At 62.0% G+C, this 13,365-nt stretch carries 6 protein-coding genes; 2 read left to right on the plus strand and 4 right to left on the minus strand.

All coding sequences use genetic code 11. The features are described 5' to 3' along the window. Nucleotides 1-665 precede the first annotated feature (665 nt). The 4 genes from ACYZUD_RS03725 to ACYZUD_RS03740 all read right to left on the minus strand — a co-directional run bounded on the left by ACYZUD_RS03725 (nucleotide 666) and on the right by ACYZUD_RS03740 (nucleotide 11,300). Nucleotides 666-3,056, minus strand: a complete 2,391-nt coding sequence (locus ACYZUD_RS03725) for a hypothetical protein (RefSeq protein WP_462022666.1) — start codon at nucleotides 3,054-3,056, stop codon at nucleotides 666-668. After that, nucleotides 3,053-6,241, minus strand: coding sequence for a hypothetical protein (locus ACYZUD_RS03730; RefSeq protein WP_462022667.1), 3,189 nt, complete (start codon nucleotides 6,239-6,241; stop codon nucleotides 3,053-3,055). The genes ACYZUD_RS03725 and ACYZUD_RS03730 overlap by 4 nt, the downstream gene beginning before the upstream one ends. Further along, on the minus strand, nucleotides 6,241-10,827 hold the full coding sequence (locus tag ACYZUD_RS03735; protein ID WP_462022668.1) for a hypothetical protein: 4,587 nt from the start codon (nucleotides 10,825-10,827) through the stop codon (nucleotides 6,241-6,243). The genes ACYZUD_RS03730 and ACYZUD_RS03735 overlap by 1 nt, the downstream gene beginning before the upstream one ends. A 323-nt stretch (nucleotides 10,828-11,150) precedes the next feature. Then, nucleotides 11,151-11,300 (minus strand): hypothetical protein, encoded by a 150-nt coding sequence (locus ACYZUD_RS03740; protein WP_462022669.1) that lies wholly within the window; start codon nucleotides 11,298-11,300, stop codon nucleotides 11,151-11,153. A gap of 680 nt (nucleotides 11,301-11,980) precedes the next feature. Here ACYZUD_RS03740 and ACYZUD_RS03745 point away from each other — a divergent pair. Both ACYZUD_RS03745 and ACYZUD_RS03750 read left to right on the plus strand, forming a co-directional pair. Further along, entirely contained in the window at nucleotides 11,981-12,721 is a 741-nt protein-coding gene (locus tag ACYZUD_RS03745; protein WP_462022670.1) for a toll/interleukin-1 receptor domain-containing protein, read from the plus strand. Nucleotides 12,722-12,829: 108 nt separating this feature from the next. After that, nucleotides 12,830-13,339: a TIR domain-containing protein gene (locus tag ACYZUD_RS03750; RefSeq protein ID WP_462022671.1), complete on the plus strand. Its 510-nt coding sequence runs from the start codon at nucleotides 12,830-12,832 to the stop codon at nucleotides 13,337-13,339. Nucleotides 13,340-13,365 lie beyond the last annotated feature (26 nt).

A 13,365-nucleotide genomic window follows, 5' to 3' on the forward strand; every position in this document is an offset into this window, starting at 1 on the left:
ATGGCCGATTTTGGCCTACGGTTTACCCAAATTTGTGAACGCTGCTGTAACACCTATTTGGCTTGTAACACCCAACGCACGTGAAAGATTAGCGGTGTGTAACACCAATAAAATCGTTTAAATTCAATAACTTAATGTTACTCGCAACACCCGCAACACCTGTAACACGTCTTTTCGAGCCCCCACACCCCATCGGTGATAACGCCTCCAGCGAGTGCAATACTGACTGGTATCGACTGATGCAGAATTCGAACGCTGGGTCGCCGAATGCCAGGACGCACGGGAGGTGCCGTCTACCAAAAGGTGAGATGAATCAACCGGGGTATCGAAATAGCCAGGGACCCTGGGAATGTTCGGTAGGTACGGGGTCGGAAACCCGCGGGACTGTGTTAGCGAAAAGGTACCCATCTTAGTGAACAGGTGAACCGGGTGAACTCACAGTTCACCAGTGCAATTGGGCAATTGGGCAATTGCACAGACTTGCCCACCCATTTGCATTCGACCTGACCAGTCATTTGCATCGGATTTGACCAGTACGAGCCGTCGACATGACCGGCAGAGAACGACCCATTGCGGACCTTTAGCCGGCTTAGCGTCTAACGCCAGAAGCGGTCATTTGGCGGGGCAGACGCGAGGGCCCAGAGATCAGGCGGGGCCGCCCGCGCTCAAGGCGCGTGGAACTGCAGCGAGCCCCGGTCCCGTGACAGGTTGTGACCGACCACCGGCGCGGTGTCGCGGATCGCGACCAGGCGCGCGCTCAAGTTGGCGTCGAAGGTCGCGACATGGCCGATGATCGCCTCGATCAGCGCGGCCTCGTGGTTATTGCCCCAGGTGGCCACATCGGTGTTCCAGACAAGTTTGTAACCGCCGTTCTGGGCCGGCACCTGCGCCCGGCGCATCACGTCCCAGAGGCGATCGGCCGCGTGCGGCGCCACCCCGCCGCCGGCGATGTGAGCCGAGCGGTTGACGTGCCAGCGCAACAGGATCGCTATCGCCGCCTCCGAGGTGAAGACCTGGCCGAGCGTGGCCGCCGCGCCTTCGGCGGCGACCGGCGGGATTGCCGGATGGCCGTTCGGCCTATGGGTCATCGCCACGCCGAGCAGGTCTTGGATCCTGATCCGGGCGTACTCGTAGGCCCGCAGTTTCCAGTTGTCGTTCAGGCGGTTGGCCATGACCATCCGGTAGAACCAGTGCCAGTTCTTGAAGTAGTTTTCGTCCGTCTGGTTCCCCGGCACGTTCGCCCAGGTGCCGCCCGCCTCGCGGATATGCTGCATGGGCGAGGTCCGCTTGGCCTGCTCGTGGTGGATATTAGCCCAGAGTTTGCCCGGCTTCACACCGAAGAACGAGATCGCCGTGGCGAAGGTCGCGGGCTCGCGGTCGTCCATGTAGGACAGGAGCCCGCCAAGCTCGCCCGAGTGGAAGGTGTAGTGGAACAGCGGGATCGAGATCGTGGCGTTGTTGTCCCAGGCGTTGACCACGTCGAAGCGCGACGAGGTTTCCTCCTCGATGGTCGGGATCACGGTCAGGTAGGTCGAGCGCATCGCGGCATTGCCGCCCGCGCCGAACATCACTGCCTGGGTGACGCCGGTCAGGCGCACCGCGTCGATGCCCATGTTGCTCCAGGAATGCGAGGCGTCCATCTCGGGTCCGCCCTGGCCGTCCGATTCGAAATATCCCAGCACGATGAAGCGGTTGCCGCTCACAGAAACGTCGCGGGCGTCGATTGGCGTCAGGTTCGCGTAGTAACTCGAGAGGTCGCGCACGAAGACTCGAGGCGCCTCGACCGCGAGGTCGTTGTGGGCCCAGAGGTTGTCGCCGCCCGCCGCCGTCGTCGCGAAGCCGGATGCGCTTGTGCGGGCCGTGACCACAACCGGGCAGCGCAGCCGCTGGCCCGGGTCAACCCAGAGCGCCAGCCGCTCGCGCGTGGCCGCATTGAGAAAGCCGTTGATCGGTCCGGTGTAGCGCATCGGGTTGACGGCCTGCTGTAGCCGGTTCGCGTATTCACCGACGGACACCGCAGGCTCAGTCGCGACGTTCTGCATCTTCGAGTAGATCTGGAACTCGCGCACCGCCCATTGGGCGCGGCGGTCAAAGGAGTTGTCCGGACCGAGGTTGCCGAAGCCGCAGGCGGTCAGGTTCGCTTTTACGGTCTGGGCGAAAGTGTTGGCGCCGATTATCGCGTCAGCCACCGCATTGCCCGCAGACGCGCCGATGATCTGGGTCCGGTGCTGTTGGAAGAAGACGCGGGTCGGCAGGGTTTCGACATTCGGATGGCCGGGATGCAGCTCGGGCAGGTTCAGGGGGTTGGGGATGACGAACTCGACGACTTCCGAGTGGCTCCGGGGCCAGCCGAGCGTGATGCGGATATCGACGTCGCCTGTCGCCGTCATCGGCATTTCCGGCATCGGGAAACGGATCACGTCGTCGAGGTTGCGGTTGAGAGGGGTCGACTTGTTGACGTCCAGGAGCGGCCTGTAGAGCCCCTGGTAGAACCGCTCGACCGCGTGGGTGCTCCATCCCGCCGTCGTGCCCTCTAAGGTCTGGTCGGGGTTCGGCGGGTTGGTGATGACGATTTTCCGTCGGGTCATCCCGTTCAGTACGGCATCGTTCAGGAAGTCGCGTGTCATCACCACCGGATCGAACCAGGCGATCAACGGGGGAGCGCCGATCCCGGTGATTTTGTTGTCCTTAGTCAGCTCCTTGGTGATCTTCGTGGCATTGGCCTGTACCCGCAACACTCCCCGGCCGGGCCAGTTGGCGAAGGCCGCTGGGTCTACATCCTGGCCGGTGAAGGTGATGTTGTCAGCCGAAGGCATCTGCTGCTCGCCTGTCGGCGCGACGGGCTGGAAGCAAACCTCGCCGGGGAAGATCATCCGCAACTGCGGCGCGCCCGCCGACGGGTTGGTGATGCGGAACTGCAACCGCAGGCTCTGAGGGCGCGGGTCCGTGGCTGTCGTAGGAGCCGGGCGGAACGGGGTCTCGGTCACGACGATGCTGGCAGCGTCGATTCGGGCGAGGTCGGTAGGCGTCAGTAGAAGGCGCAGAAAATCGGTCATGATGCGACGACCTCCACGATCACGGTTTCGGCCCAGTGGGAATGGCCGAGAGCGCGCAGTTGGTATCTCCACTTGCCCGCCGCAAGCCCGCTGTCTTGGAAAGCGGCCTCCGCACCCTCTAACGCCGAGACCCGCAGCATCCGGTTGTCATCGGGGCCCTGTCGCAGCACCTCGATCCGCTCGTAGGGGTCGGGATTGGACCAACTGAGCGCTACCTGCGCGGCAGGACCCGCTCCCGAGGGCAGGGCGGTCAGGTTCGCGGGCGCTGACAGCCGGCCGAGGGGCACGCCCGCGCGGACCTCGGACGGCAGGCTGCGGATGTCGCGCCGGACCTGGCCGAAGGGATCGACCGGGTCGCGTGCCTCGCGCACCGCCGTCACCCGCAGGGAAAGCCTCGCGCCCGGCACAAGCCCGTCCAGCACCGTGCGGAAGAGCCGACCCGGTCCGGGCTGCGGCAACGTGCCGCGCGGCAGGATCGCGGCAGTCCGCCAGCGGAGTGTCGCGGGGTCCTGCGCCTCGATCTCGAAGCGCAGGTCGGCATCTGGGCCGGGTTGGGCCCATTCGACGTTCAGCTTGCGTTCGGCGGCGACCGGGTCGTCCGCAAGCGGTTTCGGCGCCGCAACGCGGGTCAGGTTAGGGGCTGGGGGCTGGCGGATGTCGGGCACGTGGACCGGGCCGATCAGACCGGACCAAGCACCGGGTATACCGGCCTCGCTGACGCTGCGCACCCGGTAGAGCGCGCGCGTCGGCGCCCGGCCCGGCAGACTGTCCCGGTAGTGTCCGCCGAAGATCCGCAGATCACGCATGGCGAATTTCCCGGGGTTGGCCAAGGCCAGCGCGCGAAGCTGCGCGTCTCCCTTCCCGGGCGATGCCCCAGGTAGCGCGGCTTCGAGCACGCGCCAGACCTCGTAATGCGCAGCCCCGTTCACGGTCCATGTCAAGCGGTAGCTTGCCTCTTCGGCGTATTTCGCCGCCGTCTCGGCCCAGATGAACCGGTTCGGGTCGTAGGTAGGAACCACCGGCGCGTCCGGCGGGGTGAGCAACCGGGCCGAGATCGTCGCTGTGGCCGGATCGCTCTCGTTCCCGGTAAGACTAGTCAGGGATGAGTACGTGCCGGGCAGAGCGGGGCTCGCCACATAGCTCGTGTCGTCGGCGGCGGTGACGTCAAGAATCAGCACGCCCGCGCCGAAGCCCGCGGGCGGAGAGACGGTGACGCTCACCTCGTGCGGCGGGAAAAGGATCACCGGTGCGTCCCTCAGTACGCCAGCCGGGTCGGAGAGCGCCAGCCAGCCTTCCCAGCTTTCGCGGCGGATGTCGCCGGGCGCGGGGCGCTCGATCCGCCAGATGTCGCCGCCTTCGAAGGTCGCGCGGAAACTGGCGCGCAGGATGTGGACATAGGCCGAGACGGTTGCGTCGGCGGGCAGGGCCTGCGCTCCAGCCTGCGTGAGGCGAATCCGCATCGGGTCGGTATTAAGTACATCCGAAACCCAAGTCGAGACCGCTGGGCGACGTGGCAGGCGGGCGATGCGCTGGTGCGCTAGCAGTTCGCTCGCGGCGTAGATCAGTCCGTCCTGTCCGGACGCGGGAAGGCGGTTCTGCACCCGGCGGATGCGCATGGACGCGCCTGCCCCGGACCCATGCTTGACGATCGGGTATTCGCCGTCGGGCAGGATGAGTCGCATGCCGGCGAGACTGTTCGCGACCTCAGCCAGCGCGTTCAGCATCACGTCGCCCTGAAAGATGTCGCCCGGAACCGGCGCCACGCTCTGCACCTCGACATGCACCGGGCGGCGGGCTCGCCAGCGGGCAGCGATGCGGAACTCAGAGGCGTCGGGGCCGACGAAGTCTTGCGGGCCTGACCAGTCGATATCCAGAGCGACATCCTGCGTCTGCGAGGCGTCCTGAAAGTCGATCGTCTGACCCGCGACCAGCCGCAGACCAGGCGGCGGCGGGGCGAGATCGTCGTAGTGGCGAACCGAGGTCACGGCGGGCGCGGTGCTTTTCTCGCCTAGAAGGTCGATGCCCCGGATCAGGTAGTGATAATAGCCCTCCATGTCCGGCCAGGGCTGGCCCGCCGCGTCGAGCGCCTGCGGCGAGTCCTCCGAGCGCAGCATCTGCTCGCCCTCGAAAAGTGGGGCATAGGCCGTCTCGTGCGGAGCGGGGGGCGGACTGGAAAGCGCCGCGGTCGCCGCGCCGTGGCCGAAGCGGCCGAGTTCGTAGAGCACCGGGTTGTGGTCCAGCATCCGGCCCGTGTGGGACGGGGCCGACCAAGTGAGCGCGGTGATCCCGGCGGGAGCGCGGGGGATCAGCGCCTCGGGGAGCTGGGCGTTGCCGTTGGAATCGACCGCCAGAAGCTCGGCCGCGGGCACCCATCCCGCGAAGTCGTTGAAGGCGGGATGGCCGACCGAGCCAGGCACGCGGGCTGCCGTAAAGGTCTTCGGCGCGGGAGGCGCGCAAGTCCGGTTCGTGGGGATCGGATCGGTTACCGCCGAGCCGCTGCCATGGGTCAGCGCGGTCTTGACGCAATAGCTCAGGTCGCGGTCGCTCTTCTTCACCGCGTCGTCGGTGCCGAGCCCCAGCAGAACCGCGTATTCGAAGCGCACCGCGAGCGCCAGCAGGTAGCCTCGCGCCTCACGCCGATAATAGGCGATGACCGGGCCTGAGGTCGCCGAATTGCCCAGCAGCACAGTCAGCGGTGGCGCTTCGCCCCCGGGCCAGAATGCGATGGTCAGTTCGGCGTCCTCGGCATGGGTGAAGCCTAAGGCGGCTGCGACGATTTCAGTCAGGGCCCCGTGCTCGGCCGGATCGGTGCGAGGATCAACGAGGCGGACGATCGGCAGGAGATAGCCGAGGTTCGCCTCGGTGATGTCGGCGGAGGGGAAATAGGGCCCGGCAATCGGACGGCGGTTCTCGGTCCCCTGGGCGAAGTCGGGCCACGTATCGGTCTTCGGCAAGTGGAAGACGCCGCCGTTCGAACCGACGGGGACGGCGCTGCCGCCGAGCAGGCGCTCGACAAGATAGCCGTCCTTCGGCCAGTCGAGATCCGGGCGCGAGGCCCATCTGACGCCGAAGACCTCGGCATTGTCGGTCGCCACGAGGGGCGATGGTCGGCGGCAGGCGATAATGTCCAGATCACGCGGCTGTATCAGCACGTCGTTCGGAAGCGGGGGAACGGGGAAGACCATCAAATACCTCCACTCGAAAATAAGATGGTAACCTCCTCTTTTCCGGTATTGCCGGCGACCGCGCGCAGTGTTTCGGCCGGGTCTCCGTCTAGTCCTCGAGACCAGGTGAGGATCAGTTCATGCTCGCCGGTTGACCAGTCGCCGGCCGCACGCCGCAGGATAAGCCGGGTGCCGTCGAGGTTGGCTAAGACTTCCACCTCTCCGTCGAGCGTCAGGCTTAAACGCGTACCGGGATCCATTGGCTCGGGCGCCTCCAGAAGCACGGCGTAAAGCCTTGCCCTGTCTAACGAAACCAGCGGGGTCAGACGGGCCGCCGGAGCGAAGGCCACAGTGTCAATCCCGAGCTGGCGGCAGGCGGTCGCAAAGTCCAAACCTGCTGCAGGGCCCGGCACCGGTTTCGGCGGCAAGACGCTGCGCCCGGCGGTGAGCATTTCGGTGAAGGTGGCGAAGCCCGAGGTGGTGAAAGTCCAGGTGTGAAGCGCGATGCCGAGATCCGCGTCGCTGACCAGTTCGGCCACGTATTGCGAGTTCGCAGTCAGCGTGACCGAGCATGCCGGGATCACCAGCGTCGTGCTACCTCGTTGCTCACCGAGATCCCGCACAATGCAGTGCCCGTCCTTGTTGATCAGGTATTGCTTCTCCCAGTAGCTCTGCGAGAGGCTCTTCTCGGGCATGCCGTCGCGGGTCGCCGGCAGCAGCACCGGGTTGCCCGCGCCGTCTGTGACCGGGCGGCCCTGACTGTCGAACAGGCGGATCAGCAGCGCCTGCTGCGCGGCGGAGTAGAGGAAGTTGATGTAGGTATCGACAAAGCGCAGCGCGAAGTCATAGCCGGTATAGACCGGCCGCGCGCCCCGGCCGGGATAGGTCGCCGCGACGTAGCTGTCGAGTGCGCCTGGGTAGAGCGGCGGGCGGTCCACTGTGAAACGCGTCCGCCAGGCCTGCTGCGCTGCAGGCTGGTCCGAGACCGAGCCGTTTGGCGCGCGCAGCTGGGTGCGCAGCTCCACGGTCAGCTCGTAGGTATGGCCTGGGATCATTAGACGTGCACTGTCGGGCACGGTCCATTCCTCGTTCGCGGTTTGGGTACCACCGCGCCGCCTGCCGATCACGTACTCTGGTGCGTCGTGACCGACGGTGAAGCAGATCTTCTCGAGACAGCACCCGCGGTCGCCCGCGGATACGACGACCTCGCCCCGCTCACGGGGCTCACCCGGGACCGGTGATACGGGCAAGTCGACCGTCGTGCCGCTGGTGCTGCCCGCGGGCCACCCGAAGCGGCCGAAGAGATCCGCGATCCGCACCAGCAGCGGCCGGAGCGGCCAAAGGAAGGGCAGGATCACCGGGCGGTCCGCGCCCTCGGGTGTCTTGTCCCCGTCGGGCGGATCGCGGTGCGGGCACTGGCGTTCGGTGAAGGTGACGCCGCTCTCGCCGCCGTCGAGCCAGACAGAGAGGCGGTCGCCCGGCAGAAGCTCGATGAAGGGATCATTGCGGCGGTCGCTGAAAGGCAGGCCGCTTTGCGAGGTGTCCCAGAAGTAGGCGTAGCGGCCTTGGATCCAGCCGTAACCGGGTGTCAGCCCGGCGAGCGGCAGGCAAATCCGCCGGTCCTTGGGAGCGCCGCAGTAATTGAGGTCGACGCCTTCGACGAAGCTCTCGGTAAGGCTGCCGTCGTGGCCGAAACGCTCGGAGGACAGAAGCCGCAGGCTGGAGTTGTAGTTGGGCGTCTCCAGAGCCCAGCTTCCCCAGATGTCGATGGCTTCGGCTGCGCCCGCCGGGTCGCGCAGGAGGGTGACGCCCAGAAGTTCGTAGGAGGCGGCGAAGCCCGAATTCTCGCCGACCGTCAGAAAACCCTCGTTCGGCAATTGCACCACTTCGCTAAACTTTCCGGTTTTGTCGATCATCGGCTTGGCGAAATTGATCACGATGAAGCTGTGCGGCTGCACCGCGCGCGCGGTCGCGACCTCGACCAGCGCGGTCACACCGTCGTCGGCGGAAGCCGCGCCGCCCGTGCCGGGCGAGGGGGCCGTGCCGACCCGCAGCGTCCAGTTGCGCGGCGTTGCCGCGATATCGCGGATCGGGCGTTCCAGTAGTGGCGGGTCGAGGCGTTCCCACTTGAAGGTGTGCCCCATGCAAACCTTCCAGAAAAGTGCCTTGAAACAGGCAGCGGCGTGGATTCTGACCTCGGTCGGGCCAACCACGCGCACGGTGGCCGAGCCGCCGAGGCTGATCCCGACTGAGATCCCCCGGTAGCCCGCGCCGATCCGACCCTCCAACGCTAGCGAGCCCTCCCATTGCGACGGCTCCCAGGAGAGCTTCATCTTGCCCTGCGCGCGTCCGATGGCCTCTATCCAGAAACCGCCCTCCTCGTACCGCGCGCCGACCTCGATCAGCACCCTGGTGATGACGCCCTTGGTGTTTAACTCGAACCAGAAGCCTGCGCTGAAGAGCCAAGTGCTACCCCAGCGGATGACGTTGGCCGAGACCCGCTTGCCGTCGATGTCCTGGCCGATCCGCAGGTAGAAGGCGCCAGGGTCGTCGAAGTCGAAGTACACCTTGGCCGAGCCGCTGACCTCGACAATGCTGGGTATACCCCATTTGGCGACGACGTCGAAGGTGAAGGTGTTTTGGACGCTGTCGTAGACCATCAGCGCGTCCATCGTGCCTTCGATGGAGGTCGAGAGATCGGGCTTGAGCTTGATGAAGTTTGCTTTGGCCTGAAGGATAAGCACCAGATCGGGGAAGGCGACGGCGATGAGCCCCTTGACGTTGAACGAAAATCCTTTGTCCGCCGTGCCCAGCACCACGCCGACCCCAAGCGCGTTTTGGCCCTTGTGCGCGCCCCATTTTCCGATGTCGGTGACCCCGATAGTAGGGCGCCTCACGAAAACTTCGTAGTAGCGCTCGTCTTCGGACAGGGCGGTGTCGAGTTTCAGCGCCATGTTGTAAGCGATCAGTCCCTGGAAGCCGTAGATCGAGAGCCCCGTGTTACCGATCGGGATACCCGTGGGCAGCAGCTTGGCATCGGCGAAAAGGTAGAGGTAGGCGAAATCTTGCGGCTGGTCATAGCCGACGATCACGCCGATCTCCAAGCCCATGTCCATTGCATTCAGCGTCAGATGGCCCTGGCCGCGGAACTCGACCAAGGCGCCCTGTTGTATGAAGCCGACCTCGACCCCGGCCGAGAAGACGCCGGGGGTCGAGAATTCCACCCCGATACCGGTGAAACACACGTCCGGCGCCGAACCGCCGGCCGGGTCCCAGGTGATCGTCAGTCCCTCGACGCTGGCGCCGGCGGGCAGGCCCTCGATCAGGTGGACCTCGGCGTTGAGCCGAACCTGCAGCAACGTGTCCGAGCCTTCGGGGCGACCGAAACGGAACTTCGGGATCTGAAGGCGCACGAAGTACCATTCGACCACCAGCGGAGTCTCGAAGGTGATGCCTCCGCCTTCGGGCAGTAGCAGTTGGCCGTCCGAACTGACGCCGAGTTCGTCGAAGCCGATCTTTGGCCAATTGGCGCCCGGGATCTGCACCTGTAAGTCGCCGGAGAAATAGACTGCCCAGACGTTGTTTGCCGCCTGTCGCTCAATCCTCAGGCCTGAGAGCTCCAGCCGCAACGCACCGGCGAAGTTAAAAGTCACCAACGCGTCAGGCGTATCCGAAGTATCAGGCGGCTGGACCGCCGAAGCCTTGGCGGAGAAGCCGTTGGACTGGTCGAGGTTCACGTCGAGCCCTACCCATTTCTCGTTTCCGCCCTCTTCCAAGGCCTCCAAGCGCAAATCTAGCTCAAGCCGTCCTGCGATCAGGGAGTTTTCGATCAGATCGACCTCGACCTCGCGGACTCGGCAGTCGAAGCCAAGGAATCTACCCGTAACCGGTTGGCCGGAGCCCGAGGAGAATGAGGTTTGCCCGGTAAAACCAGTGGTGCCGACGGCCCCATCCTTAATTGTGAGGCTTAGCGTCTGGTCGGGGCCTAGCGAGAGATACTCCGCCGGGATAGAAACCCCGAGGGAGGAAAAGACGACCCCGCGGAAGCCCTCCTGGCCAGCGATGAAGGGTGGCAGCTCGTCGCCGTCCAGCACAAGCTTGACGTCGTTGGCCTCGATCAGGACTGCGGTGCCGCCGACTGCCGATTTCGGCAGGTTTAGCCCGGAACGGTTGCTCATCCGAAGGCCGTCCGCGTCGAGCGTCAGCGAGCAGGAAAAGCCGATCTCGGTTCCGGCACCGGTCGTCGGTTCGCGCAGCACGGCAGGGTCGAAGCGCAAGGCGATGGTCAGGCCGCTTAACTCCAGCGCGTAGTCCGGCCCGACTGAGAGGTGCATCTTGATCGCGGTCCAGCCCGGCCCCGCCGAGCCGAACACGAAGGCGAAACTGTCTGCGCCCGGCAATGAAAACGAGAGCTGCCCGGGCATCGCAAGGAGGCAGTCGATCAGAAGGTTGTCGCCCACCAGCATGGTGCTGTGATCTGCCACGTAGAGCGAGGCGAAGAGGTCCGCGACTTCGTCGAGTGGAAGCAGATCGGAAAGAGGGAACTCGGCTTCGGAGATCAGCTCGGACAGGGGAGTGAGAGAGCGACCGCTCAGATCGAAACCCATATCAAGCCCCTCCAATTTCCCATCGGACCGGATCGCGAACCCTGGAACCGGTTGCACGCCTCTGGCCGATCCTCGATCCGAGAATAGGGGAATAGTAGTCTCAAACACTTTAAGGGCAAGCCTGCGGCGGTTCCGGGGCGCTTTGAGGTGCTTGAATTGGTGACCGCAACTTCGTGCAGCAGAGTCCGCGGCGCTTGCAGCTGTAGGCCCGCAGCTTGCGTGGCAGCCTCCTCGCAGCGCAGCCTCAGGGTATCGTGCGCCTGGATGCCGCACCCGTGGAAGGTATCGTACTCGTACTCGTACTTGATGAACCGCGGCAGCTCCTATACGTTGCTGGCCTCGACGTAGGCGATGAAGCTGGCTGCATGTTGCTGCACTAGGCGATACAGTGTGGTCTGCTCGGGGCGATGGCGTTTGTAGTGGAGCGGGGCGCCATCGCGCGCCTGCTGGGCCGGCCGGCCGGTGGCGCGCACGATGGGCTCCCGGTGGAGGGAACCTGCACGGTCTCAAGCCGTGCACCGGGGCCTCAATCGATCAGGCTATCGCCCACCTGAAAGCTCCGACGTACTCACTGCCACGTGTGGGTGATCCGTTTCCGATCTCGTCGGGATGCCAGGAAGCTGCCGTTCGTCAATGACTGGTCATGGCCGATTCTGTTGAAAAAGTCGGTCTGCCAAAACTGCCTGTTCATTGACTAGTGAAAACGCCTTTTTTGCACGCTGCTATGTGAAATCCGAGTCCGGAAGCCTCTGCCAAAAGTAAAGATTTCAATCTCAGACGCGTACTTTTCTGCTGAGGAAACCATGACCGACTTTTTCAACACAATCGGCCAAAAGAGGCCGTTCAAAGCACCTATTGAATCTAGCCACTTGGAAAAGTGCACATACGCTAGACCTTATGAAACGGCCCTCCCGGAACATTTTTCGAGATGACCAATTCATGCCAACCTTGAATGCTGTCCGTGGGATCAATGGCTGATGATGAATTACGGATATCGTAAGTCAACCGAAAGCGGCCGAGACACCTAATCAGGTTGTATACCTTTGATTTATAAGGAATTTAAAATTATTTTGATGAGGGTGGGGCGGAGTTATCTAGAATTCTCTATTATTACGTTATCGCCGAATACGGTCTTATTACTTAACCTAAATCAATGATCAAGCCATATCATCTTTTCATTTCTTATGCTTCAGAGGATGAGGTCTATGTCAGTGAGTTATCCAAGTCGCTGACATTTCTAGGGCTTCAAGTTTGGTTCGCTCCTTTGTCGTTGAAAATTGGCGACAAATTACTTGACTCCATAAACGCAGGCTTAATGGCTTCGGAGTATGGTTTGATCGTCCTTTCGCCGGTCTACATATCCAAGTCCTGGACAGGTTATGAACTGGATGTGCTACATAGACAGCATATCGAGAACGACAAAAAGCTCTTTCCGCTATGGCACGGCGTTGATAAAAAGCAAATAGATGAATGGAATCCCGGCTTATCAGGAATTGTCGCATTGAGAAGTTCCGAAGATGCAGGTTCTATTTCTCGAAAAATCGCAGATGTGGTTTATCAAGGATGTCCAGTCCGAGGGATTTCTCCGTGTTACGAAAATCCTCAGTGGCGTTTCTTGCAAGGTCGTGGAGAGCTTTTTGCGAACACGACCAATGGCGGGGCATTCAACCTATTTGAAGCTGCAGAGTTTCCAGATACTTATTATCCTCTGTATGTCTACGACAAACCGCATAGCAGAAAAGAGATTATTCTAGAGGTCGTAAAAGCGCTGTACTACGGGAGTCATGATGAGATCCGCCTAGTCACTGGGCAGCGTGAAAGGCTGATAGAGCTATGCAAGGCGTACGGGTATGATATTGAGGCACCCGGTTTTGATCCGGCAATGTATGGCTAACGTTGTCGACAACTCGGACGCGTTTCAGGATCAACAAGAGCTGAAGTGTTTTTTAGATTTTGATATTAAATTGCTTCCCTATTAGCTGTTGCGTAACACGGAGAGTTTATGAGCTATCGAAACAAGACATATGTGGCTTTTGCCAGTGAAGATATCGGTAAGTACCGTATGATGGAGGCATGGAAAGCGAGCGAACATATAGAGTTCGATTTTTTTGATGCACATGACCTTTTCATTGCTCGCGACACCAGTAAGCCAGAAACTATAAAACGGAATCTGCGAGAGCGGATGAAAAATGCAAAACAGGTGGTACTATTGGGGAGTAAAGATGGAAAGTGCAAAGGGAGCGACGGTGCGTCCTTCTTGGCTTACGAAATTGACGTTATTATTGAGTTCAACCTTCCAGTGTTAGTGGTCAACCTGGATCAAGATAGAAATGTGGACGAAAATTATATTCCCGATCCACTGCTGACCAAAAAATATTACACCCTCTCGGTATCATATCAACCAAAAATCATCATGTACGCCTTGAATAACTATGCTACTACATTCGGATCTAGCGACAAGAAAGGACCGCATCAATACAAACCCGAAGTCTACAAAGAGCAGGGGTTGTAAGTGGCAATTTTCCAGGATTTAAGGAC

The sequence above is a fragment of the Pseudomonas sp. XS1P51 genome (genome assembly GCF_054897845.1).